Annotated in this window: 23 protein-coding genes; 7 read left to right on the top strand and 16 right to left on the bottom strand. The window is 63.9% G+C overall.

Features of this window, described 5'->3' with window-relative positions; genetic code table 11:
- Positions 1-36 precede the first annotated feature (36 nt).
- The 10 genes from D0901_RS14890 to D0901_RS14935 form a co-directional block, all read right to left on the bottom strand.
- The gene (locus tag D0901_RS14890; protein WP_129141096.1) at positions 37-1236 is read right to left on the bottom strand and encodes an ATP phosphoribosyltransferase regulatory subunit; all 1200 of its coding nucleotides are present in this window, start codon (positions 1234-1236) and stop codon (positions 37-39) included.
- A gap of 108 nt (positions 1237-1344) precedes the next feature.
- A complete protein-coding gene (gene hflC / locus D0901_RS14895) occupies positions 1345-2241 on the bottom strand; it encodes a protease modulator HflC (RefSeq protein ID WP_129141097.1) in 897 nt (298 codons plus the stop codon).
- The gene (gene hflK, locus D0901_RS14900) at positions 2241-3449 is read right to left on the bottom strand and encodes an FtsH protease activity modulator HflK (RefSeq protein ID WP_129141098.1); all 1209 of its coding nucleotides are present in this window, start codon (positions 3447-3449) and stop codon (positions 2241-2243) included. Before hflK ends, hflC begins: the two co-directional genes overlap by 1 nt.
- A gap of 74 nt (positions 3450-3523) precedes the next feature.
- Entirely contained in the window at positions 3524-4852 is a 1329-nt protein-coding gene (hflX, locus tag D0901_RS14905; protein ID WP_129141099.1) for a ribosome rescue GTPase HflX, read from the bottom strand.
- 14 nt (positions 4853-4866) lie between these two features.
- Positions 4867-5112 carry an RNA chaperone Hfq gene (gene hfq / locus D0901_RS14910; protein WP_129141100.1) on the bottom strand — a complete coding sequence of 82 codons (246 nt, stop codon included), beginning with the start codon at positions 5110-5112 and terminating at the stop codon, positions 4867-4869.
- A 114-nt stretch (positions 5113-5226) separates the two neighbouring features.
- Positions 5227-6171 (bottom strand): tRNA (adenosine(37)-N6)-dimethylallyltransferase MiaA, encoded by a 945-nt coding sequence (miaA, locus tag D0901_RS14915; RefSeq protein WP_129141101.1) that lies wholly within the window; start codon positions 6169-6171, stop codon positions 5227-5229.
- A gap of 7 nt (positions 6172-6178) precedes the next feature.
- Positions 6179-8137, bottom strand: coding sequence for a DNA mismatch repair endonuclease MutL (mutL, locus tag D0901_RS14920; protein WP_129141132.1), 1959 nt, complete (start codon positions 8135-8137; stop codon positions 6179-6181).
- A gap of 22 nt (positions 8138-8159) precedes the next feature.
- Positions 8160-9584 carry an N-acetylmuramoyl-L-alanine amidase gene (locus D0901_RS14925; RefSeq protein WP_129141133.1) on the bottom strand — a complete coding sequence of 475 codons (1425 nt, stop codon included), beginning with the start codon at positions 9582-9584 and terminating at the stop codon, positions 8160-8162.
- Positions 9585-9647: 63 nt separating this feature from the next.
- Positions 9648-10124, bottom strand: coding sequence for a tRNA (adenosine(37)-N6)-threonylcarbamoyltransferase complex ATPase subunit type 1 TsaE (gene tsaE / locus D0901_RS14930; protein WP_129141102.1), 477 nt, complete (start codon positions 10122-10124; stop codon positions 9648-9650).
- Between the two features lie 14 nt (positions 10125-10138).
- Complete coding sequence (locus D0901_RS14935; RefSeq protein WP_129141103.1) at positions 10139-11641, bottom strand: NAD(P)H-hydrate dehydratase; 1503 nt, start codon at positions 11639-11641, stop codon at positions 10139-10141.
- A gap of 250 nt (positions 11642-11891) precedes the next feature.
- On the opposite strand from D0901_RS14935, the gene queG reads away from it, so the two are divergent.
- Positions 11892-13010 (top strand): tRNA epoxyqueuosine(34) reductase QueG, encoded by a 1119-nt coding sequence (gene queG, locus D0901_RS14940; protein ID WP_129141104.1) that lies wholly within the window; start codon positions 11892-11894, stop codon positions 13008-13010.
- Between the two features lie 108 nt (positions 13011-13118).
- Here the strand turns inward: queG and orn are convergent, their stop codons facing one another.
- Positions 13119-13703 (bottom strand): oligoribonuclease, encoded by a 585-nt coding sequence (gene orn, locus D0901_RS14945; protein WP_129141105.1) that lies wholly within the window; start codon positions 13701-13703, stop codon positions 13119-13121.
- Between the two features lie 139 nt (positions 13704-13842).
- Between orn and rsgA the strand changes: the two genes are divergently transcribed.
- The gene (gene rsgA, locus D0901_RS14950) at positions 13843-14856 is read left to right on the top strand and encodes a small ribosomal subunit biogenesis GTPase RsgA (protein ID WP_129141106.1); all 1014 of its coding nucleotides are present in this window, start codon (positions 13843-13845) and stop codon (positions 14854-14856) included.
- A 104-nt stretch (positions 14857-14960) separates the two neighbouring features.
- A complete protein-coding gene (locus D0901_RS14955; RefSeq protein ID WP_129141107.1) occupies positions 14961-15791 on the top strand; it encodes a sulfurtransferase in 831 nt (276 codons plus the stop codon).
- A 10-nt stretch (positions 15792-15801) separates the two neighbouring features.
- On the opposite strand, the gene D0901_RS14960 is transcribed toward D0901_RS14955, so the two are convergent.
- Entirely contained in the window at positions 15802-16335 is a 534-nt protein-coding gene (locus D0901_RS14960; protein WP_162500881.1) for a TetR-like C-terminal domain-containing protein, read from the bottom strand.
- Between the two features lie 236 nt (positions 16336-16571).
- Here D0901_RS14960 and D0901_RS14965 point away from each other — a divergent pair, with 236 nt between their 5' ends.
- Together D0901_RS14965 and D0901_RS14970 are read left to right on the top strand one after the other, a co-directional pair.
- Positions 16572-17831 (top strand): FAD-dependent oxidoreductase, encoded by a 1260-nt coding sequence (locus tag D0901_RS14965; RefSeq protein WP_129141109.1) that lies wholly within the window; start codon positions 16572-16574, stop codon positions 17829-17831.
- Complete coding sequence (locus tag D0901_RS14970) at positions 17832-18281, top strand: nucleotide triphosphate diphosphatase NUDT15 (RefSeq protein ID WP_129141110.1); 450 nt, start codon at positions 17832-17834, stop codon at positions 18279-18281. It abuts the gene before it with no gap.
- A 278-nt stretch (positions 18282-18559) separates the two neighbouring features.
- Here the strand turns inward: D0901_RS14970 and D0901_RS14975 are convergent, their stop codons facing one another.
- The 4 genes from D0901_RS14975 to D0901_RS14990 all read right to left on the bottom strand — a co-directional run bounded on the left by D0901_RS14975 (position 18560) and on the right by D0901_RS14990 (position 21606).
- On the bottom strand, positions 18560-19162 hold the full coding sequence (locus D0901_RS14975; RefSeq protein ID WP_129141111.1) for a LysE family translocator: 603 nt from the start codon (positions 19160-19162) through the stop codon (positions 18560-18562).
- A gap of 123 nt (positions 19163-19285) precedes the next feature.
- The gene (locus tag D0901_RS14980) at positions 19286-19933 is read right to left on the bottom strand and encodes an alanyl-tRNA editing protein (RefSeq protein WP_129141112.1); all 648 of its coding nucleotides are present in this window, start codon (positions 19931-19933) and stop codon (positions 19286-19288) included.
- A 204-nt stretch (positions 19934-20137) separates the two neighbouring features.
- Positions 20138-20752, bottom strand: coding sequence for a LysE family transporter (locus D0901_RS14985; RefSeq protein ID WP_129141113.1), 615 nt, complete (start codon positions 20750-20752; stop codon positions 20138-20140).
- A gap of 44 nt (positions 20753-20796) precedes the next feature.
- Positions 20797-21606, bottom strand: a complete 810-nt coding sequence (locus tag D0901_RS14990) for a 2OG-Fe(II)-dependent halogenase WelO5 family protein (RefSeq protein ID WP_129141114.1) — start codon at positions 21604-21606, stop codon at positions 20797-20799.
- Between the two features lie 1049 nt (positions 21607-22655).
- Between D0901_RS14990 and asd the strand changes: the two genes are divergently transcribed.
- A complete protein-coding gene (gene asd, locus D0901_RS14995; protein WP_129141115.1) occupies positions 22656-23546 on the top strand; it encodes an archaetidylserine decarboxylase in 891 nt (296 codons plus the stop codon).
- Positions 23547-23624: 78 nt separating this feature from the next.
- The gene (locus tag D0901_RS15000) at positions 23625-25004 is read left to right on the top strand and encodes an esterase-like activity of phytase family protein (protein ID WP_129141116.1); all 1380 of its coding nucleotides are present in this window, start codon (positions 23625-23627) and stop codon (positions 25002-25004) included.
- Positions 25005-25016 lie beyond the last annotated feature (12 nt).

The following is a 25016-nucleotide window of genomic DNA, read 5'->3' on the forward strand; positions in this document are numbered from 1 at the left end:
CTGACCGTGGAGAGGCAACACCGTCCCCGGTCGTCGTCACTCCAGCGGGGACACCTGCCAGTCGTCCCCCATGCGCACCAGGCGGCGGTTGCAGCGGTGCTCGGCCGGGCCGGTCTGTTGTCCCGGCAGGGCCTGCACCACGCGCTCGCCGGCAGCACGCAGGCGACCGGCCACCTCGTTGAGTCGCGCCGCGGCCTGGGTCTCGCCGACTTCCAGGGCGGGTGCCCAGATCCCGTCGCAGGTCGGCTGCTGCTGAACCAGGGTGGCCAGCAGCTTGAGGTCCATCGAGAAGCCGGTGGCCGGACGGGCGCGACCGAAGGCGCGGCCGGTATCGTCGTAGCGCCCGCCCTTGGCCAGTGCCTGACCATAACCGGGCACGTAGGCGGCAAACATCATCCCGGTGTGATACTGGTAGCCGCGCAGGTCGGCCAGGTCCAGGTACAGCGTGACATCGTCGTGCCCCCCGGCCACGCCCCGGCACAGCGCCTCGAGCTGGTCGAGGGCGTCGCTCACCGCGGCCGGTGCCTCGGCGAAGACCTGCCGCGCCTCGTCGAGGACCTCGAGGCCACCGTGCAACTGTGGCAGGGCGCGCACCATCCGGGCAATCCCGCTGTCGTCGATATGGGCGCCGACCAGCGCGTCGGTCTCGGCCGGCGACTTTCGCTCGATGGCTTCGAACAGGCTGGCTTCGGCGTCCCGCGACAGGTCGGCGGCCTGCACCAGGGCCCGATAGATGCCGATATGGCCCAGCGCCAGGTGAATCTCGCCGGCCCCGGCGGTCACCAGGCTGTCCAGCGCCAGACGCAGGATCTCGAGGTCGGCCTCCAGCCCGGGATGGCCGAACAGCTCGACGCCGACCTGCACCGGGCTGCGTCCCCCCTGGTGCGGATCGGCCTTGGCCCGCAGCACGTGGCTGCAGTAGCACAATCGCGCCGGCCCGCGCCGCTTGAGGGAGTGGGCGTCCATGCGCGCCACCTGCGGGGTCACGTCGGCGCTGGCACCCATCATGCGCCCGGTCAGTTGATCGGTGAGCTTGAAGGTCTGCAGGTCCAGGTCGGTGCCGGTACCGGTGAGCAGGGAATCGAGGAATTCGACCGGTGGCGGCATCACCAGGTCATAGCCCCAGCGATGGTAGAGGTCGAGCAGCGCACGGCGCAGCTCCTCCATGCGACTCGCCTGCGGCGGAAGCACTTCGTCCATGCCGTCAGGGAGCAGCCAGCGATCAGCGATGGTCATTTGCCCGTCCTGCCAGAGATGAATGGCCACAAAAAAACCGGGCGACGCCCGGTCAACGGATTCTATCATGTTTGCCCCCCGGGTGTACCCCGGGAGGCCGCCCGCCGGTCAGGATCCGTCGCCCTCGGCGGGCTGCGGAGCGGGACTGTTGAGATAGCGGAAGAAGTCGCTGTCGGGCTCGAGCACCAGCAGGTCGTCCTTGCCGTCGAAGCTGTTGCGGTAGGCATCCAGGCTACGATAGAAGCGGAAGAACTCGGCATCCTGCTGATAGGCCTGGGCGTAGATCGAGGCCGCCTCGCCATCGCCCTGCCCGCGCAGGGTCTCGGACTTCGACTGCGCCTCGGCGAGCAGCACCTGACGGCGCCGCTCGGCGTTGGCGCGGATCTTCTCGGCCTGCTCCTGCCCCTGGGCGCGATACTCGCGGGCCTCGCGATGACGCTCGGTGCGCATCCGCTCGTAGACCGCCTGGGTCACCTCGTCGGGCAGATCGATACGCTTGATCCGGATGTCGAGGATCGCCACCCCGAGCTCCTTGCGCATGATCTTGTCGAGTTCCTGGGTCGGCCCCGACATCAGCTCGTCGCGCCGCTCGGCGATGATCTCCTGCAGCTCGAGCTTGCCGAACTGGTTGCGCAGGGCCTCGTCGACCCGCGGCGAGATCAGGCGCTCGGCGGCCTGCTCGTTGCCCGAGGTCGCCTCGTAGTAACGCGCCGGATCGACGATCTTCCACTTGACGTAGGAATCGACGATGACCGCCTTCTTCTCCAGCGTCAGGTAGCGGCTGGTGTCGGTATCGAGGGTCAGCACGCGGGCATCGAAGGTGCGCACCGTGTTGGTGATCGGCACCTTGAAGTGCAGGCCGGGCTGGATGTTGGCCTCGACGATCTCGCCGAAGCGCAGCTTGATGGCCCGCTCGGTCTCGTTGACGATGTAGAGGCTGTTGCTGCCCACCCAGGCGACCACGGCGACGCCGGCGACGATGAGCAGGGAACGGTTATTGATCATTAACGACCCTCCCTGCGGATGCTGCTGGACGACGAACTGCTACTGGAGGAACGGCTGGCGTCATTGTTGCGCATCTGTTCGATCAGTGACGGCGAGACGTCGACATCCTTCGAGGCATTCGAGGACTGGCCGCCCTGGAGCCCCAGCTTGTCGAGCGGCAACACCATCAGCGGGCTGCCCTTGTCGATATCCACCAGCACCTTGCTGGTCTTGCTCAGCACCTCGGACAGGGTGTCGAGATACATGCGATCGCGCATGACCTGCGGCGCCTGCTTGTATTCGCTGAGCAGCGAGTTGAAGCGGTTGGTCTGCCCCTGCGCCTTGGCCACCACCGACTCGCGATAGCCCTGGGCCTGCTCGATCATGCGCTGCGCCTGGCCCTGCGCCTCGGGGATGATGGCGTTGGCATAGCCGATCGCGTCGTTGATCATGCGCTGGCGATCCTCGCGCGCCTTGATCACGTCGTCGAAGGCGTCCTGTACCGCGTCGGGCGCCGAGGTCGACTCGACGTTGATCGCCTGGATGCGCACGCCGATACCGTAGTTGTTGAGGTACGACTGCAGACGCGTGGACACGGTGTCCGCCAGCAGTTCACGGCCCGAGGTCAGGATGTCGTCCATCTCGGTGCCGCCCACCACGTGGCGCAGCGCCGAATCCAGGGCGTTCTCGATCGACAGCTCCGGGGTACGCACGTTGAGCAGGTAATCGCGGGGATTGGCGACCTGATACTGCGCGGAAATCTCGACCTGAACGATGTTCTCGTCCTTGGTGAGCATCGACTTGGTCTGGGAGATCGAACGCACCCGCGTCACGTTGACCATGCGCACGTCATCGACGATCGGCGGATTCCAGTGCAGGCCGGGAGTGACCACGTCCTGGAACTTGCCGAATCGCAGCACCACGCCGCGCTCGGACTGGTCGACCAGATAGAAGCCGGACGCCGCCCAGATCGCCAGGGCGATCACCGCCAGCAGCCCCGGCAAGGCGAAGGTACTGCGCTTGCCACCACCGCCGCCGTTGCCGCCACTGCCGCCGCGCTTGCCACGGCCGCCGAGCATGCGGTTGAGCTTGTCCTGAAACTTCTTCAGCGCCTCGTCGAGATCGGGAGGCCCCTGGTTGTTACCGCCATTGCCGCCGCCGCCACGTCGGCCGCCGCCGCTCCAAGGGTCGTGCTGGTTGCCGCCCCCACCTGGCTCGTTCCAAGCCATACGTCGTCTCCACTAAGCATGTTGCGATGTGCGTCGATTGCCGGGGCACCCCGTCGGGGGCGTCCACGATCGATTCATTCCCGGATACCGTCCGCCCAGGCCGGGGGCATGAGTTCCTCCGGTGGCAGGTAATCCTCGGCTTTCTCGCCCTGACGGGCGAGCAGTTGCATGAACTCGCGCCGGGGCAGACGAATCGACAGCAGAGTCCGGCCCTGCTCGTCGAAGCGTTCGTCCTGGACCGCATCCAGCGCATGCAGCCCCGCCCGTAGCCTACCCTGTTCAGGCGCCAGCGTCAGGTCCAGTTCGATCAGATCCTCGGCAAGGCGCTCCGAGAGCGCCTGGGCGAGCAGATCCAGCCCCCGGTTCTGCTGGGCCGACAGCCACACCACCTCGGGCACGCCGTGGCCGTCGCGCTCGATACGCGGCGCGCTGTCGAGGAGGTCGATCTTGTTCATGACCCGCAGACACGGCACCTCGTCGGCGCCGATCTCCGCCAGCACGCCCTCGACCTCGGCGACGTTCTGCTCGCGGTCCGGGTCGGCGCAATCGATCACGTGAAGCAGCAGCGAGGCCTCGGCGGCCTCCTGCAGGGTGGCCTGGAAGGCCTCGACCAGCTTGTGGGGCAGATGACGGATGAAACCCACGGTATCGGCCATCACCACCGGCCCCACATCGGCGACCTCGAGACGACGCAGGGTGGGATCCAGGGTCGCGAACAGCTGGTCGGCGGCATAGACGTCCGAGGCCGTCAGGGTGTTGAACAGCGTCGACTTGCCGGCGTTGGTATAGCCGACCAGTGAAACGCTGGGGATCTCGGCCCGCGAGCGGGCGCGTCGGTTCTGCTCGCGCTGGCTGCGCACCTTGTCGAGACGCTTGTGGATCGCCTTGATCCGCGCGCGCAGCAGACGACGGTCGGTCTCGAGCTGGGTCTCGCCCGGCCCGCGCAGGCCGATGCCGCCCTTCTGACGCTCGAGGTGAGTCCAACCGCGCACCAGGCGCGTGGCCATGTATTCCAGCTGAGCCAGCTCGACCTGCAACTTGCCCTCGTGGGTTCGGGCTCGCTGGGCGAAGATGTCCAGGATCAGGCCGGTGCGATCGAGCACCCGGCACTTCAGGGCGCGCTCGAGGTTGCGTTCCTGGGAGGGGCTCAGGGCATGATTGAAGATCACCAGCTCGGCATGATGGATCGCGAGCAGCTCACGCAGCTCTTCGACCTTGCCGCTGCCGATGAAGGCGCGGGGATCGGGACGCCGCCGGCTCCCCTGCATGAGGGTCGCCGGCTCGGCCCCGGCGGAGCGCACCAGTTCCAGGAATTCACCCGGATCCTCGCGCTCCTGGTCGTCCTGAAAGTCGACATGGACGAGTACCGCCGTTTCACCGGCGTCGGGACGTTCGAAAAACAATCAGCGCCTCGCGATCAGCTTTCCTGGGCCGCATTGGGATCCTGGGCCGGCAGACGCACGTTGCGCGACGGCACCACCGTGGAGATGGCATGCTTGTAGACCATCTGGCTGACCGTGTTGCGAAGCAGAATCACGAACTGGTCGAAGGACTCGATCTGGCCCTGCAGCTTGATCCCGTTGACCAGGAAGATGGACACCGGAATGCGCTCCTTGCGCAGGATGTTCAGGTACGGATCCTGGAGGGATTGCCCTTTGGACATTTTGCTCTCCCTAACTGTCTCTAATGTTGATGTCATTTTAATGGTTTGCCCCGCAGGGCAGGAGCCTTGGCCGCGGGCACGCCGCCACCGCCAGACCCAAGCCTCCATACTACGCTAAGTGCTGCATTGGCGCACGATTTTCAAGGCCTCGGCAAGCGGATCGTCGCCCCGGGAATCGATCCAGTTCAGGGCCGGCCAGCCGCGCAGCCAGGTGATCTGACGCTTGGCCAACTGACGGGTCGCCACCACGCCCCGGTCGCGCAAACTCGCCATGTCGTGGCGGCCCTCGAGGTATTCCCAGACCTGACGATAGCCGACACTCTTCATCGCGGGAAGATCGGCATGCAGGTCGGCGCGACGCCGGAGCGCCGCCACCTCGTCGATGAACCCGGCCTCGAGCATCATGGCGAAACGCTCGGCGATCCGCGCGTGCAATACCCGACGGTCGAAGGGCGCCAGGCCTATGGACAACGCCCGCCACGGCAGAGTTTCCTCGGGCTGCTCGCGCCACAGTTCGCTCATCGGCCGCCCGCTCAGGCGCTGGACCTCCAGGGCCCGCATCGTGCGCTGCGGATCGTTGCGATGGATGCGCGCCGCCGATTCGGGATCGACCCTCGCGAGCTCGTCGTGCAGCGCGCCGAGCCCGTCGCGGGCCGCCCAGGCCTCGAGCTCGGCGCGCACGGCCGGGTCGGCCGAGGGCAGCCGCGCCACCCCGCCCATCAGGCTGCGAAAGTAGAGCATGGTCCCGCCCACCAGCAGCGGCGTGCGCCCCGCCGCGAGGATCTCGTCGATCTCGCGGCGGGCGTCGTCGCGGAACTCGGCCGCCGAATAGGGCTCGGCCGGGTCGCGAATGTCGATCAGCCGGTGCGGCGCCCGGGCCAGTTCCTCGGCCGAGGGCTTGGCGGTGCCGATGTCCATGCCGCGATAGACCATCGCCGAGTCGACGCTGATCAACTCGACGTCGAGCCGCTCGTGCAGCGCCATCGCCAGGTCGGTCTTGCCCGAGGCGGTGGGCCCCATCAGCAGGATCACCGTCGGGCGTGCGTCGTCTTGTCGCATGCGTCGTTCACTGCCCCCGCATGAACAGCTTGTCGAGGTCGTGCATCGACATCTCGGTCCAGGTGGGCCGGCCATGGTTGCACTGACCGCTGCGTTCGGTGCGCTCCATGTCGCGCAACAGGGCGTTCATCTCGGGGATGGTCAACCGGCGGTTGGCCCGCACGCTGCCATGGCAGGCCATGGTCGACAGCAGTTCGTTGATGTGCGCCTCCAGGCGGTCGGAGCGGCCGTAACGCTCGAGATCGCCGAGCATGTCGCGGACCAGCGGCTCGACGTCGGCATCGGCGAGCAGCGCCGGCACCTGACGAACCAGCAAGGTCTCCGGACCGGCGACGTCGAGCTCGACCCCCAGCCGCCGAAAGGCCTCGGGACACTGCTCGGCGGTCTCCACGGCGTTGGCGCTCACCGCCAGCGAGACCGGCACCAGCAGCGGCTGGGCGTCGAGCGCGCCGCCATGGACCTGGGTCTTCATGCGCTCGTAGGTGATCCGTTCGTGGGCGGCGTGCATGTCGACCACCACCAGCCCGCGGGCGGTCTGCGACAGGATGTAGACACCGTGCAACTGGGCAATGGCATAGCCGAGCGGCGGCGCCTGGGTGGGGTCGTCCTCGGGCAGCGTCTGGTGCCGCTCGGCAGCCTGACGCCGTTCGTCGAGCGCGGTGCCGGCGGCGGCACCGCCCACCGCGGGGTCGGCCTGCGGGGTCAGCAGCTGCGCCTCGTGATCGGGGTGCAGGGCGTGATACCCGGCCATGAATTCGCGCACCCGCGCCGCGCCGGGCGACGCGGCCCGCGGCGGTGCGCCGCCGTCGCGATCGCCACCGCGCAGCGCCATCGGCTGCTGCTGCCAGGCGGGCCGGGGCGTCTCGGACGGGGCTGGCTCGGCCGGGGTCGTGGCCGGCGCCGCGGCGCTGGATTCCTCGACCGAGACCGGCGCCTGACCGCTGGCGTCGGGGCGCACCTCACCGAGTGCCCGGTGCAGGCTGGAAAACAGGAAATCGTGGACCAGACGGCCGTCGCGAAAGCGCACTTCATGCTTGGTGGGATGGACGTTGACGTCGACCACCGTGGGGTCGAGCTCGAGATAGAGCACGAACACCGGGTGACGGCCGTGGAACAGCACGTCGCGATAGGCCTGGCGTATGGCGTGCGCCACCAGCCGGTCGCGCACCACCCGGCCGTTGACGAAGAAGTACTGCTGATCGGCCTGGGCCCGCGAATGGGTCGGCAGCCCCACCCAGCCCCACAGCCGCAGACCGGAGGCCTCGATGTCCAGGTGCAGCGCATTGGCGAGGAACTTGTCGCCCAGCAAGCCGCTCACGCGGCGCTCGCTGGCCACCCCGTCGCCGGCCGGACGCAACTGGTGCACGGTCTTCTGATTGTGGCGCAGCACCCAGCCGATGTCGTAGCGCGACAGCGCCAGCCGGCGAAAGGCCTCCTCGAGATGGCCGAACTCGGTCTTCTCGGTGCGCAGGAACTTGCGCCGCGCCGGGGTGTTGAAGAACAGGTCGCGGACCGTCACCGAGGTGCCCCGCGGATGCGGCGCCGGCGACACTCGCGGCTCCATCTGCCGACCCTCGGCGACCACGCGCCAGCCGGCGGTGGGATCCTCGACGGTATTGGAGACCAGTTCCAGCCGCGACACCGAACTGATCGAGGCCAGCGCCTCGCCGCGAAAGCCCAGGCTGGCGACGCCCTCGAGTTCCTCGAGGGAGGCGATCTTGCTGGTCGCGTGGCGTGACAGCGCCAACGGCAGGTCGGCCTCGGCGATGCCGCTGCCGTCGTCACGCACCTTGATCAGGCGCGCCCCGCCCGCCTCGATCTCGATCTCGATACGCCGGCTACCGGCGTCGATGGCATTTTCCACCAGCTCCTTGAGCACCGACGAGGGGCGCTCGACCACCTCCCCGGCGGCGATCTGGTTGGCCAGCCGGGGGGCGAGGATCTGGATGCGTCGTGATGAGGTCATCGTCATGTCGCTCGCTGTGCCGTCAGCCACTGGGAATCCTCAGCACCTGGCCCACGCGGATCACGTCGCCGTCGAGCTCGTTGGCCTGGCGCAGGGCGCTGAGCGAGACCCGGTGACGCGAGGCGATCTCGGAGAGCGTGTCGCCCGGCTGGATGCGGTACTCGTTGGCCTGCTGGGCACGCTGCTGGTCGCGCTGCCAGGCGAGCAGGCTGCTGGGCGGCGGGTTCTGATGGAAGTGCGCGTCGAGCCCGGCGAAGATCGACTGTGCCAGCTTGCGCTGGTAACCGGGATCCTTGAGCCGGCGCTCCTCGCGCGGATTGGAGATGAACCCGGTCTCGACCAGCAGCGAGGGAATGTCCGGCGACTTGAGCACCACGAAGCCGGCCTGCTCGACCCGCGACTTGTGCAGGCTGTTGATCTTGTCGAGCTGATCCAGCACCTGACCGCCGGCGGCCAGCGAGTCGTTGAGCGTGGCGGTCATGGTCAGGTCCAGCAACACCCCGCGCAGGGTCTCGTCCTTGTCGGCCAGGTTCAGGTTGCCGTCGACACCGCCGATCAGGTCCGAGCGGTTCTCCTTGGCGGCCAGCCACTTGCCGGTTTCCGAGGTCGCCCCGCTCTGCGACAGCGCGAACACCGAGCTGCCGGTGGGCCGCGGGCTCTTGAAGGCATCGGCATGGATCGAGACGAAGAAGTCCGCCTTCTGCTGCCGCGCCAGCAGGGTTCGCTGGCGCAGGCCGACATAATAGTCGCCGTCGCGGGTCAATATCGCCTTGAAGCCGGGCGTGTTGTCGATGATCGCCTTGAGCTTGCGGGCGATCGCCAGCGTGATGTCCTTCTCGTGGGTGCCGTCGGCACCGGTGGCACCGGGGTCCTCGCCGCCGTGGCCGGCATCCACGGCGATGATGATGTCGCGCTTGGGATGCGGCTTGGCCTTTTCACGCGAATCGACCGTCGCCGGCTGGGCCTTGCCGGACGCCTTGGCCTGGGCCTTGGCCAGGCCGGCGGCGATCTCCTGCTCGCGAATCATCGCCTCGATGGGATCGATCGGATCGCTGACCGCACTCTCGCCGGGGTACTCCAGGTCGACCACCAGTCGGTGGCTGTACTGATCGTTGGGCGGCAACGCGAAATGGTGGGGCTCGACCGCACGATTCAGGTCGAGTACCACGCGCAGGTCGTCACCGTGACGCACCCCGGTACGGATGTCGTCGATCGCGCTGTCGGCCAGGTCGACGTCGCCGGTGTTCGCATCGAGCCGGGTATCGCTGAGATCGATCACCAGACGTCGCGGGTTGTCCAGCGTGAAGATGCTGGCCTTGGGGGTATCGGTCATGTCGAAGACCAGACGCACGTGGTCCGGCGCCGACCACAGGCGCAGATTGTCGACGCTGTTGGCGCTGGCCAGCCCGCAGGCCAGCGCGGCGACGACACCCAGCAGGGCCGCCATCGCCCGCCGCCCGGTACCGGCGCCGCGACGGCGACGCGTTGAACGTAACAAACCAATCATGAACTATCGGATATCCTTGTCGACGTCGGCGCTCGACAGACGGGCGATCACCGTCTCGCCCAGCGGGCTCCCGGCCTGCAAATGCGCCTCACGCCCGACCGCGGCCACGCGCAGCCCCACGTACAGATCCGCCGGCGGCAGGAACCCCTCGCCGCGGCTCGGCCACTCGACGAGATTCAGCGCCTCGCCGTCGAGCAGGTCGCGCGCGCCGATGAACTCCAGTTCCTCGGGATCGCCCAGCCGATAGAGATCGAAATGATGGACCCGCGCCGCGTCCAGCTCGTAAGGCTCCACCAGGGTATAGGTGGGGCTCTTCACCGCGCCCTGGTAGCCGTAGGCGCGCAGGATGCCGCGCGCCAGGGTGGTCTTGCCGGCCCCCAGCTCACCGTCGAGATAGACGCAGCCACGCCCGGCCAGGGCACGCCCCAACGCTTCGCCGAAAGCGACATGCGCGGATTCGTCGGGCAGGGAGATATCCATTGTCGTGTCGGGGTTCAACCATTCACCAGGATTCGCGCATAGGATGCCAGATCGCCCGCCAGCAGGCCACGTTCGCCGTGCTCGTCCGCCGCCCGGTCGGCGGCGCGGGCGTGGAGGACCACGCCGACCCGGGCCGCCGTCTCCGGTGACAGCCCCTGGGCGACGAGCGCCCCGAGCAGCCCCGACAGCACATCGCCCATGCCACCGCTGGCCATGCCCGGATTACCGTAGGAGCAGACGCCGATGCCGGCGGGCCCCGCGACCAGGCTGCCGGCGCCCTTGAGCAGCACCGTTCCGCCACGGGCCGCCTGCAACTGGCGCACCGCGGCGAGCCGGTCGGCCTGGATCTCGGCGCCACCCAGCCCCAGCAGGCGCCCCGCTTCGCCGGGGTGCGGGGTGAGTATCCAGTCGTCGCGCCGGACCTCGGGCCAGTGCGTGACCAGCAGGTTGAGCGCATCGGCATCCACGACCAGCGGCTTGCCGGCTTCCAGGGCCGCCTGGAAGAGCCCCTGCCCCCAGGCATCCTGGCCCAACCCGGGCCCGACGACGATCACGTCGGCCGCCTCGATCAGGCCCCGGGCATCGCTCACGCCGCGCACGCCCCTCGCCATCACCTCGGGGGTGCGGGTGAGACTGGCGCTGACATGCTCCGGCGCCGTCGCCAGGCTGACCTTGCCGGCGCCCAGGCGCGCGGCGGTCTGGCTGGCGAGCAGCGCCGCCCCGCCGAAGCCGGGCGCGCCGCCGAGCACCAGCACGTGGCCGAAATCGCCCTTGTGGCTACTGCGCGGGCGCGGCGGCAGCATCTCGCCGACGATCGCCGCCTCGAGCAGCTCGGCCACCGGCCGCAGGTCGCGCATCGCCTCGGCCCGACTGCCCAGCCCCCGGAACATGAGTTCGCCGACGTGATCCGGCGCCCGGCCGGTATGCAGCCCGAGCTTGTCGGCGATGAAGGTGACGGTGAGATCGGCCTGTACCGCGCGGCCCAGGACCGCCCCACTGTCCGCCGCCAGCCCCGAGGGGATGTCGACGGCCAGCACCGGCCGACCACTGTCGTTGATGGCATCGATCGCCGCGGCGTAGGGCTCGCGCACCTCGCCACCCAGCCCCGTACCGAGCAGGGCATCGACCACCACATCGCCGTTCAGCGGTGTGCCGGGGCGCCAGGGTTCGGCGCGCAGTCCGGCCAGCGTCGCCGTCTCGTGGGCGAGCGCCGCTTCGCCCTTGAGCGCCTCGGGCTCGCGCACCGCGAGCAACTGCACCGCCAGCCCCTCGCCGGCGGCGAGCGCGGCGATCACGTAACCGTCGCCGGCGTTGTTGCCGGCGCCACACAACACGCTCAGTCGCCGTGCCTCGGGCCAGCGACGACGCAGCTCGGCATAGGCGGCACGGGCCGCCCGGCGCATCAGCGCGAAGCCCGCCGCCTCGTCACCCGGCTCCGCACTGGCGGCGATCACCCGCCGGTCGATCTCGCGCACCTGATCGGCCAGATAGAGCGAACGACTGGAATGGCTCGACATTGTCTCCTCCGCGGTAGGGTTTGTACGAAAAGTCGGCGAGCGAAGGCAAGACAAGGCAAAAATCGGCGAAAAGCGGAGTTTACGGAGTGTAAATGAGCATTTTGAGCCGATTTTTAACGCCGTATTGCCGAGCGCAGGCAGTTTTCGTACAAAGACTAGGAACATGGTTTGGTGAATCTGGCGAATAGTGTAGGCTGCGCCCCTTTCTTCCTGCAGCCTCCCTGCAGCACCAGCGACCCGACGTGGACTCATGACCGTCAGCCACCTCCGACAGCCCGACGCTCGCGATCTGGACGATCCCGCCGACCTGGCCGCGCGTATCAAGCAATGGGGCCGCGAACTGGGCTTCCAGCAGGTCGGCATCACCGATACCGACCTGGCAAGCCATGAACGCTATCTCGAGCGCTGGCTGGCCGCCGGTTACCAGGGCGAGATGGACTACATGACCAAGCACGGCACCAAGCGTACCCGCCCGGCCGAACTGGTCCCCGGCACGCTGCGCGTGATCAGCGTGCGCATGGACTACCTGCCGCCGGAGGTCGAGACCACCAGGGTGCTCGGTCGGCCGCAGAAAGCCTACGTCTCGCGCTATGCGCTGGGCCGCGACTACCACAAGCTGATCCGCAAGCGCCTGGCCGAGCTGGCCAAGCGCATCGAGGCCGAGGTCGGTGACTACGGCTATCGCGCCTTCGTCGACTCGGCACCGGTGATGGAACGCGCCCTGGCGCAGAAGGCCGGGCTGGGCTGGTTCGGCAAGAACGCCATGCTGCTCAATCCCCAGGCCGGCTCGCTGTTCTTTCTCGGCGAACTCTACACCGACCTGCCGCTCCCGGTGGACACCCCGTTCGAGCGCGAGCACTGCGGCTCCTGCAGTGCCTGCCAGACCGCCTGCCCGACCGGCGCGATCGTCGACGACAAGGTCATCGACGCCCGGCGCTGCATCTCGTACCTGACCATCGAACTGCACGGCAGCATCCCCGAGCGCTTTCGCGAGGCGATCGGCAATCGCGTCTACGGCTGCGACGATTGCCAGCTGGTCTGCCCGTTCACGCGCTTCACCCGCGCCAGCGACGAGCCGGACTTCGCCCCGCGTCACGACCTCGACCGTGCCGACCTGGTGACGCTGTTCGCCTGGAGCGAGGAGGAATTCCTCGACAAGACCCAGGGCAGCGCGATCCGCCGTATCGGCTACGAGCGCTGGTTGCGCAACCTCGCCGTGGGGCTCGGCAACGCCCCCTGGAGCCGCGCCGTGGAGGGCGCGCTACACGCCCGGCTCGCCTACCCGTCGGAACTGGTCCGCGAGCACGTGCGCTGGGCGCTGGAGCGCCAGCGGGCCAAGCGGCAGGCCAGGATCGCCAGCGATGCGTAAGCCGTAAGCCGTAAGCCGTAAGCCGTAAGCCGTAAGCCGTAAGTCAGAGGGTCTGCCATGCGCCGGCCCGGCCAGTTTTTTCTTACCGCTTATCGCTTACCGCTTTCATCACTCCTCTTCGTCATCCCTGGGCGGCTCGAGATTGAGGAAGGTCCGCCGGTAATGACGCAACTCCGCCACCGACTCGCGGATGTCGTCGAGCGCCTGGTGGGTGTTGCGCTTCTCGAAGCCCTTGAGCGCCTCGGGGTTCCAGCGTTTGGCGAGTTCCTTCAGCGTCGAGACATCGAGATTGCGATAGTGGAAGAACGCCAGCAGCTCGGGCATCTCGCGTTCGAGAAAGCGCCGGTCCTGGTGAACGCTGTTGCCGCACACCGGCGAGGAGTTGGGCGCCACGTATTGCGCCAGGAAATCCAGCGTCCGGCGCTCGGCGGTCGCGGTATCCACCGTGCTCGCCTTGACCCGATCGATCAGCCCCGACTCGCCGTGGGTCTTGGTGTTCCATTCGTCCATCGCCCCGAGCAGGGCATCGGACTGCTTGACGGCGATCACCGGCCCTTCGGCGACGAGGTTCAACTCGCCGTCGGTGATCAGCGTCGCCACCTCGATGATCCGCTCCTTGTCGGGATCGAGGCCGGTCATCTCGAGATCGATCCACACCAGCAGATCGTTGCGCGGGGCGGCAGAGTCGGCCATGAGGGCTCCTTGATTACGGGACGCATCGCCGGTCTGAACGAGGCCATGGCGCGTGCGTTCGCGGCAACGCCGTCAGGGGCTCGGACAGCCACGGCATGGCTGGTTACAATGGGGCCATTGTACGCTCCCTCGAGGCCCCATGAGCAAACGCAAGCTGACCCGCCAGCAACGCTGGCGCATCGAGAAGATCCAGGCCGAGCGCGCGGCACGCGCCGACAAGCAGACCGAGCGCGAGAGCCAGGCGCTGGAGGCGGGCGAATACGGCCACGAGCAGCCCGGCCGGGTGATCGCCCACTTCGGCCGCAGCCTGGACATCCGCGGCAATGACGACGATGCCCTGCATCGTTGCCACCTGCGCGCCAACCTCGACAGCCTGGTCACCGGCGACCGGGTGATATGGCGCCAGGCCACCGACGGCAGCGGCGTGGTGGTGGCCCGCGATGCCCGCGACAACGTGCTCGAGCGCCCCGATCCGCGCGGCCAGCTCAAGCCGGTCGCCGCCAACATCGATCAGATCCTGATCGTCTTCGCCGTGGAGCCCGCGCCGTTCGCCAACCTCATCGACCGCTACCTGGTCGCCGCCGAGGCCACCGGCATCACGCCTGTCCTGGTGCTCAACAAGACCGACCTGCTGCCCGAGGGCGGCGGCGAGCTGGGCCGGCTGCTGGAACGCTACCGCGCGCTGGGCTATCAGGTGGTGCGCGCCACCACCCGGGGCGCCACCGGCCTCGATGCCCTGCACGCGCAGCTCACCGGGCGCACGTCGGTGTTCGTCGGGCAGAGCGGGGTCGGCAAGTCCTCACTCATCGACCGCCTGCTGCCGGACGAGGCCCTGCGCATCGGCGCGCTCTCCGAGGAGTCGCGCAAGGGAACCCACACCACCACCACCGCCCGGCTCTACACGCTGCCCGCCGGCGGCGAACTGATCGACTCCCCGGGGATCCGCGAGTTCGGCCTCGGCCATCTCGATGAGACGCGGATCACCGACGGCTTCATCGAGTTTCGCGACTACCTGGGCCGCTGCCGTTTCCGTGACTGCCGCCACCGCAACGAACCCGGCTGTGCACTGCTCGATGCCGTCGACCGCGAGGCGATCAGTGCCGAGCGCTTCGCCAGCTACCGGCGCATTCTCGACGGCCTCGACGACCGCTGACCCGCCGGCCGGCAGCAACCACACCGGGCCTCGCGAGGCCCGGGTGGCTGTGCCATCATCCCCATCATTGCCTGGCGATTCCGCTTCCCGGAAAGGAGTGACCGATGAGTTCCGAAGACAACCTGCTGCCCCTGATCGTCGAGCCGGAACAGCTTGCCGAGCGACTCGACGAACCGCAGCTGTTGATCGTCGACGTACCGCTCAAGGCCGACAGCTACGGCGAGGGCCATGTACCCGGCGCGGTGTTCCTCGATCATCGCCGGCTGATGGTCGGCAGCGGCGAGGTGCCCAACGACGTGCCCGACGAGGCGGCATTGTCGGCGCTGTTCGCGTCGCTGGGGCTGACCCGCGACACCCACGTCGTTGCCTACGACGACGAGGGCGGCGGCTGGGCCGGACGCCTGCTGTGGACCCTCGAGCTGATCGGCCATACCCGCTACTCCTACCTCAATGGGGGCATCCAGGCCTGGCGGGCCGCCGGCCTGGAACAATCCACCACGCCGCACGAGCCCACGCCCAGCGACTATCGCGCCGAGATCCTCAACCCCGCGGTGATGATCGAACGCGAGGAAATCGCCGAGCGCCTCGCCGACAGGACGCTGGCGGTCTGGGATGCCCGCTCGCCCGAGGAGTACCGCGGCGAGAAGGGCCAGAACAAGCACCTGGGGCACATCCCCGGCGCGGTCAACATGCAGTGGACCGACGCCATGGATCGCGAGCGCAACCTGCGTATCCGCGACTACGCCGAACTGATCACCGAACTCGAGGCGCTGGGGCTCACCCCCGACATGGAAGTCGTCACTCACTGCCAGAGCCATCACCGCAGCGGCTTCACCTGGCTGGTGGGCAAGGCGCTGGGCTTCGAGAAGATCCGCGGCTACCCCGGCTCCTGGCAGGAATGGGGCAACCGCGACGACACGCCGATCGAGACGTAGTGAACGGACATCATGCCCGGGCGGTGAGATAGGGGCTCAGCACCCGATCCACCAGCGTGGCCACGAAGCAACGGTCGATATCGCTGAATGACACCGTCAAGTGGTAGTAAACCGCTCCGTAAATGAGATCCAGGGCCAAAGCGGGATCGATGTCCGGGCGCAGTTCGCCTCGCGCGATGGCCGCCTCGATGGCCTCTTGGCCCAACTGGCGCCTGGGCGCGATCCAGCGTTCCACGAACGCTTCGCGCAGGTCGGGGTCGGCCTGTGCGGTCCCCAACAACTCCCGCAGCAGCTGCCCGCGCGGCCCTTCCAGGGCCCCCACCAATGCCCCGACGCTCTGGCAGAAGCTCTCGATGATGGGCAACTGCGCATCATAGGCGATCATCGGCCCCACCTCGTCGAAGAAGGCATCCATGACGATCGCCGGGGCATTCGGCCAGCGCCGGTAGAGGGTCGACTTGGCCACCCCCGACACGGCGGAGACGCGCTCGACGGTGGCATGCGGAAGGCCCCCTTCGAGCGCCAGGTCCAACGCTGCCCGCATGGCCTTCGGGGCCGCCGAGGCGCTGCGCGGCCGACCCGGTCTTGGAGAGGAAACTGAAGACATTGATGACACCCTTGCCGAAAGCCACGCGAGAGGATTAGGATACTTCCTGATACGAAACGGCTCGTATCGATGCTATTGTCAGCGGCTCAACGATACCACGACACGCTTTGCAGCGGCCATTTCACGCCTTTTCGGGGCTCATGACCTCCATCAGCTAGCCGAGAGCGCCCATCATGCAGCGCTACGATGTCGCCATCATCGGCGCCGGCCCAGCAGGCTTGGCCGCCGCGCAAAGACTCTCTCGCCAGGGGCGTCGGGTCATCCTCATCGACCAGGGCCGCGAAATCGGCGAGCGGGACAAGACGAGGCAAGCCGAACTGACCCAAGGCCATGGTGGCGCCGGGCTGTATTCGGACGGCAAGTTCTCGTTCTTCCCTTCCGCGACTCACCTTTGGCATCTACCCAGGCATGAAGCGCTGCATGATGCCTATGCCTGGACCTGTGAACTGCTCAACGCCTATGGCCTGGATACCCCGCCCTTCCCGGTCGATGCCAATGCCTATACCCCGGGTGTCGGTGACTGGGCGCTCAAGGACTATCCTTCCGACTATCTTTCACTCCAAGCGCGCCTGGAGCTAGTGTTCGGTCTGGTGAGCGGGCTCGAGGCCGACATCGCCCCACGGACTCGCCTGACGAGTGATCGCTATGATGAGTCGACGAAACGACACCATCTAGGGCTGCAAGACACTCGACGGCATTACGAAATCGTCACCCGAACGCTGATCTGGGCGACCGGTCGTTTTGGCGCGCTCGACATTGGTGATGACATCAAAAAAACCTTCCGCCGGCTGGAGGTCGGGTTTCGCATCGAACAACCCAGCGAACGCGCATTCTTTCGGCCTCTCTCCAATCTAGATCCCAAGCTGACACTGCGTTCCGCATCCGATGCCACCGAATGGCGAACCTTCTGTGCCTGTCGCAACGGCCGGACCGTTCTCACCCAGACACAAGGGTTGTGGACGGTCTCCGGACATTCCGATGGCCCGCCCTCGCAGCGTTCCAACGTCGGCTTCAACACGCGCATTCTCGATGAAGCCTTGGCAAGGCGTACCATCGAAACAATCAGGACCGCACTGCGCGAGCCCAGCGCCTATTACGAGATGCCGCTCAAGGCATGGCTCGAAGGGCAAGAAGGCGCCACCTCGACGATGGACACCGTTTACGGCAAGGAGGTGGCCCAAGCCATGCTCCAGGGCTTGCGGCAACTCATTCACAGATTCCCAGCCATCGAGCATGACGAGACCAAACTGATCGGCCCGACCCTGGAGGGTATCGGCTGGTACCCGAAGGTCGATGGCACGTTACGCATCCCGAATCGCCCCACCTGGGTCGTCGGCGACGCCTGCGGCTTATTTCGTGGTATCGTAGCGGCCTTCATCAGTGGCCACTACGCAGCCAGCTCCGTGCTGGAAACACTCGAGGAATATGCCTGAATGTCTCCGCCAGTTGCTTCAAGAGTCGGCGTCGGTGTCATCGTCACCCGTGCCGATGGCAATCTCCTGCTCGGCTACCGGATCAAGGCCGGTGAAACGCCCAGTTGGTGTTTGCCGGGCGGCCACGTCGAACCCGGCGAGACATTCGAGACCGCCGCCCTGCGCGAGCTTCGCGAAGAAACCGGCATTGTCACGCAACGGCCGGCCGACATTTTCGCTATCCTGCAACAACTGACCGCTCGTCATACGGCGATCACCGGCGCGGCGCAAGTATCCCTCGAGGACAACCTCGCCGAACCGCAAGTGACCGAGCCAGATGTCTTCGCCCGCTGGGCGTGGTTTCCGCAAGCAGCACTCCCCACGCCACTATTCCCGGCAAGTGATGCCGTGCTCAGTCTATGGCAGAGCGCTCCCTGCCCTGAGAGATGGCGCGCTTACAGCGTACTGTGAACTCAATTAAATAATACTGGACCGCCTGCGCGATTGCCTTGGCGATTAATTTAGCGCCATTGCCGAAGTAGTGCTCTGTATATATGATGCGGCCCACCTCAAAGCTTAAAGGGTATAAGCAAAGTCATTAGGGGAACAGTATGAGCGACGCTATCCAGGTGTCATCAGCGCCATAAGCCCGCAACCCATTAGAAAAGACCGCCTCCGATCCGCAAAGCCTTTCATTGCACTCAGCTCTCCATGTCTGATTAAAGCGCAAAATATTTACACAACCTCAATTAAATAATTTCTGACACCACAAGCCATGCAGATGACACCATCAATACACCCCCTAACATTTGGTTAACTGTTTTTCTCGATTTCTCAGAATTCAACAAATGATCAACAAGCCTACCAAAAGAGGCCCAAAAATATAAACAAACATACCCCAAGGCAACCAACATGGCAGAAACAACGACGACGGCTTGCCATATATTTAGGACGGTTATAGCGGAGGAGGATACAGTGACAGCCATCACCCAGGTCTTGACATTAATGATCTGAAACAATGCAAGACTGAAGAATCCATATGAGTTATAAACATCAGATGTCGAACCTGTTTCTCGAAACATAAGGTACCCCATATATAGAAGATAACCGCCACCAACAATAACCATGACTTTTCTAACGACGGGATAAGCATGGACTATCTTGTCTAACCCAAGCAATGTCAAAATAATGACTGTCACCCCACCCAAAATGATACCGCTAATTGGTTTCGCGACGAACCCCAACCCATGTTTCTTAGCAGCAAACAACACTATAAAATTATTGGGCCCTGGGGTGATAAGTGATGCAAAGAGAAGCCCAAAAACAGGAGTCAGCGTTAACAGCGAAGTCATGAGATTTTTCCGTTACGCTTGAAGCAAAAGCAATCACCAATGGTGTAAACCAATGAATTCAAATACCAACAAGTGCTCAATAGTTACGTGATACTCCGCTCCATTCTCTGCCACACGCAAAGGTCAGCACCCAAGTATATCGTACCCAATCCTGAGCTTTCCTTTCTTTCTCTTAATTCCTTTTATTTCAATATCAAAAATCTCTGACGTTGAACTAACGTGTGTACCGCCACATGGAATAGGACGATAATTCTCGATAGAACATACACGATTGGTATAAGGGTCACCACTGATGGCTACTTTCAGATCAGCCTCAATTGCCTTGCCTACCAAACGCGCCACCTCGGCCTGGGTAATGTCGGTTTGCTTTTCTTCTCGAAACTCGACGCGCCCCTCCCCTGGCCAATGATGTCCAGAAACTGCGATCAGACCAGGAAAGCTGGCTTCGACGACACCCGCAATGAGATGACCAGCACTATGCATGCGCATGTTGATCATGCGCTGTTCTTCGTCGATGGTGAAGGGGAGTTTCATGCCAGGCTGGATCCGCCCCGCATCACTGACGATATGATCGATCTGTCCATCCGCTGAGAAACGGGTATCGAGAACCTGAGCGTCACCGATCTTTCCACGATCCCCTCTTTGTCCTCCTCCCTGGGGATGGAACCATGTTTCGGAAGTTCTTATAATTACCTTTTCGCCGGTTATGACCGAAGTGACCGTGACTTCACCGGTCAGAGCTGAATTTTCAAGATAACGCCGTATAGTCATATCACCTCTCCCAAATCTTTGATTTTTACATCAGACATAGCTAAATATAATAAAAATAAAAACAGCACCGCAACACCATTACTGAAAAATTCTACTAGAGCACCGACAACAATTTTCTACCAGTAAAATTACACTCAACCCCAAATAAAACAATCTAAAGCCACCACTGACAATAGCTAAAACCAAGCAACACCTCGGGCCAACTTACAAAATATCTACCAAATAATAAAGCCCGATAAAAACAAAAACAACACCAGGAATTACACCAAAAACATTATTATGGAAAAATCTATTTAATGAAAAAAGACTAAACATGACCGCCATGACACCAAAGACCAAAAAGCTAACGGAAATAAGTATTAAAAACACAAGCAGCTTATCCACTACCCCGCTGTAGCTCGCCATCATTGGAGTAAATATTGCCGTAAAGAAAACGAGAGCCTTTGGATTCGAAACATTAGTCAGCAGGCCATATCCAAATGCATTAGGGATACCATGTGCATAGACACGCGAACCATCGCTTTTATCGTTCGAATGCTTGGCCAAAGGAATATTCTTAAGAAGGTTTAAAAACCCCAGACCAACAAGGACCAAAGCGCCTATGATAGGTAGAATCTCTCTCAGAACAGGAACCGCCTTTAAGATAGCCGCAATTCCAATCATTGAAAGCAAGGACCAAGTAGCCACCCCAAGAGTAACGCCAGCAGCAGCTCTAAAACCAGCGCTACGGCCATATTTAATCGCACACGTAGCGATTGCTAAGATATCGGGCCCCGGAAGCGCCATAACCAAGGCCCAGTTGATAACATCAGCGAGCATTATTAAAACTCATTTAAAAACACCCTATTATTCAGCCTCTTTACTCAAGACCATATCATCAAACTCCCGTCGGATTTAATTCCAACGAAGAACGACAGCGTTATTCTCCTCCCTTCACTCCTATTAGATTCAACCCTATGATAATTCCTTGGATCGAAAAAGATGGCATCTCCTATTTCAGGCCGAATGGAAATAGCAGGCTCATTTTTTACTAAGAATTCTGAATAACCATATCCATCACGATGATTCTCATCACTCGGGAGCCACTTACGGCGAAAAACTGTTACCTCACCACCCTCTCGGGGCATGTCTATAAAACAGTTAAAAGCCAGCTGAACTAATGGGGAGCAATCTAGACTGCCCGGCAGTTCTCTTTCGATTTCATCAAAATGAATGCGAGCACTACTATTTATCTCACGAACCATGCCGGCAAACAGCTTTTCTCCTCCGATCGTCGCCTTTTCTACCGGTCCCCCCCATGCCCTAGACAACCCCCTAATCGCAATATCTAGTGGGTCGCCAGTTTCTAAGAGGCGGGCTCGATGATCATTAGATTGGTCTCGATGACGCCAGTAATCTTCCCCAAGCTCAGCATCTAAGTAGTAGTCATAAACAGCCGGGCCTAATTTAGCGATGCGCGGCGTTACTACTTTCTCATCATAAGCCCCAAGCTCAGCTTTTGTTAGATTGGCACTAATAGTGCCACACAAGCCATGGTCAAAGAAATTTTTTACTCGCAATACAGATGCCGTCCCGTTTGCAATCCTGATCAAGTCTCCTTTCTCTAAACATTCATTACATATTGGGTCAAAGAGAGTATATGCAGGAGTAGGTGTGCCAGAACCAACCACCATCCTTCACCTCCTAGAACCTGATAACTAAAAGTTAAATAGACAGTATCCACGTTTCTATCTTGTTTCTACGTCGGCCTCCAAAACCACCCAACGCCGAGCAATGCAACACCACTCATTCCAGGGCCTTGCCAGTGCCCGCTCTTTTGCCAAGCATGAGCTTTATTTCGCACATTCAATACGCTGCGCATCGTTTCAATAAAAGATAGTACTCAAACAATCGTGAATCAACCCTAATCTACACGCCCCGAAATGATTGTCATAAGCCAATGAATTTAAAAAAGATTTATCCCTGAAAACCTCTTCAACCTAATGTGTGGTCCTGCGGAGTGATGGTCTATCTCACGAGCCACTCTCGGAGGACGGCCCATGGCACCGATTCTTCATCAACGTGCCACAACCAAGCACACCATCCGAGCAGAGATACAACGATCGACAGCTTCGCTCGCGACGTTGAGCCGCCGCTACGGCATCAACCCCAAGACGGTCCGCAAGTGACGCAGCCGGGCTACCGTAGAAGACTCTCGGATGGCCCCAAGGCGGCTTGCTCCACATTACTCACACCTCAGGAGGAAGCGTCGGCCGTCACCTTCCGGCAGAAGACCCTGCTGCCCCTCGATGACTGCTTCCATGCCTTTCAGCGAGAGATCCCTTCGCTCACCCGGTCGAACCTGCATCAGCTATACCGCACCACGGCATCAGTCAGTTACGCCTGGTGGGCGGCCGGAAGGGCGAGAAGAAGAGGTTTAAGCGTTACCCGATTGGCTACCTGCACATCGATATCAGCGAGCCCCGTATCGGCGAGGGCAAGGTCTACCTGTTCGTCGCCGAGGATCAGACCTCCAAATTCGTTCATGCCCAGCTAAAAAGGGAGATGACGAGGCAGGAGGACCCAAGCCACTTCTTTGCGGGACCAAACACCTAGCCTCTGAGGCCTTTTGCACAGGGGCTTTGCATGGGCCGGTGTCAGTTCGCCGTAGCCACTCTATTGCACCGCCCCGCTGCGGCGACTAAGGTGGCGGGCTCTCTTTCGTTGCTGTGGATGCCGAGCCGTGGATCGCGCCAAGCTGTTCGCCCTGAGCCAGTACCCCCTGCCCCAGCACCTGATCTCGCGCCTGATCGGCTATCTGGCGCGCTGTCGCACCCCCTGGGTCAAGAACACCTTCATCGAGCGTTTCATCCGCGCCTTCGATGTCGACATGAGCCAGGCCGTCGAACCCGATCCGCGCGCCTACCCTTGCTTCAACGACTTCTTCACTCGCGCACTGAAGCCCGATGCCCGGCCGCTCGGCGACGGTCTGGTCTCGCCGGCCGACGGTTTCCTCTCGCAGTCGGGGCGCATCGAGCGCGGCACGCTGATCCAGGCCAAGGGGCAGCACTATTCGCTGACCCACCTGCTCGGCGGTAACGCCGACCAGGCCGCCCCCTTTCGCGACGGCAGCTTTGCCACGGTGTATCTCTCGCCCAGCGACTATCACCGCGTGCACATGCCGCTCGACGGCACCCTGCGCGAGACCGTCTATGTCCCCGGGCGGCTGTTCTCGGTCAACCTGGCCACCGCCGATCACGTGCCGGGACTGTTCGCCCGCAACGAGCGCCTGGTGTGCTTCTTCGATACCCCCCACGGCCCCATGGCCATGGTGCTGGTGGGCGCGATGATCGTCGCGGCGATCGAGACCGTATGGGCCGGCCAGGTCACGCCGCAATCCGGGGAGATCCAGACCACGCGCTTCGACGCACCGATCCGCCTCGCCCGGGGCGAGGAGATGGGACGCTTCAAGCTGGGCTCGACGGTGATCCTGTGCTGTGCCGACCCCGTGGCCTTTCGTCAGGACCTGCAGGCCGACGGCAGTTTCGTGCGCATGGGGCAGAGCCTGGGCGCGTTTCCCGGCGCAGCGGCGGCAGACGCCGCCGCCGAGCGGATTCCCGGCACCGGGGATTGAGCGCGACATCAACCTGCCATCGTTCCGACATGATTCTCGGCGAGGCTGGACGCTTTCTCCCCATTAGAGGAAGCTCACATGCCCTGTTTCACCCGGGGGGCCGCGCCCCTGTTGTCGCTGACCCTGACGCTGGCCATCGCTGGCACCGCCGGGGCCGCCACCCCGAACGCCAGCGATGCCGGCATCGGTACGGGCAGCACGGCCCTGGACACGCCGCTCGGTGATATCGCCTTCGATAACGGCAAGACCCTCGCCCTCACCCTGGGCTACGCCAGCAGCGCCACCCATCGCGACGGCGATCCCGCCGATCTCGTCTATGCACTGACCGACCGCGGGCCCAACATCCACTGCGACGACAGCGGCAAGGTCGTCGGCGTGGCGGATTTCTGCAAGGGGCCGCAGGGGGTCGACAACGACGGCAAGATCTTCCCGATGCCCGGTTTCACGCCGCAGATCACGGCCATCCGCCTTGGCGCGGACGCCGACGGCCACCTCACCGCCCGGGTCGAACGTCGCATCGACCTCAAGGACAGCCAGGGCCAGCCGATCAGCGGCATCGGCAACCCCCTGACGGTGACCGACACCGAGAACGGCTACGACGCCCACGGCACACAGCTGCCGCTCGACCCCGAGGGCCTGGACCCCGAAGGACTGGTGCGCCTGGCGGACGGCAGTTTCTGGCTGAGCGAGGAGTACGGCCCCAGCCTGGTCCACGCCGCCGCCGACGGCACCATCCTGCAGCGCGTGGTTCCCGACAACGAAGTCGACGACCTGAAGGCGGCGAACTATCCCCTCGCCGGCGAACTGCCGACCATCCTGTCGCGCCGCAAGCTCAACCGCGGCGCCGAGTCGCTGGCCCTGTCGCCGGATGGCCGCACCCTGTATTTCGCCATGCAGAGCCCGCTGGCCAACCCCGACAAGGCGGCCTACAAGACCTCGCGCAACGTTCGCCTGTTCGCGGTCGACCTCGACGACCAGGGCCGCTTCGCCGGGGTCGCCCACGAGTATCTGTATCGGCTGGACACCCCGGACACCTTCCACGATGCCGATAGCGGACGCGGCGATGCCAACGCCAAGCAGAGCAGCGTCAAGGTCAGCGAGATGAGCATCCTGCCCGATGGCCGGCTGATCGTCCTCGAGCGGGTCAGCAAGACCACCAAGCTCTACCGGATCGATGCGAGTGCGGCGACCGATCTGCTGGGCGGCGAGTACGACGCCCTCGACACCCGCCCGACCCTGGCCCAGGTCGACGACCCGGCGAGTGTCGGCATCGTGCCGGTGGCCAAGCAACTGGTCTTCGATTCACTGACCGACGCCCCGGCGCTGGCCAGCAAGATCGAGGGCGTGGCCGTGCTCGACGCCACCCACCTGCTGCTCGCCAACGACAACGACTTCGGCATCGAAGGTGCCGACAGCGTGTTCACGGTGCTGCCGCTGGTGCCTCGCCTGAGCCAGTGAACGCGGGCCGCG

The sequence above is a fragment of the Modicisalibacter coralii genome, assembly GCF_004117855.1.
Lineage (GTDB): Bacteria > Pseudomonadota > Gammaproteobacteria > Pseudomonadales > Halomonadaceae > Modicisalibacter > Modicisalibacter coralii.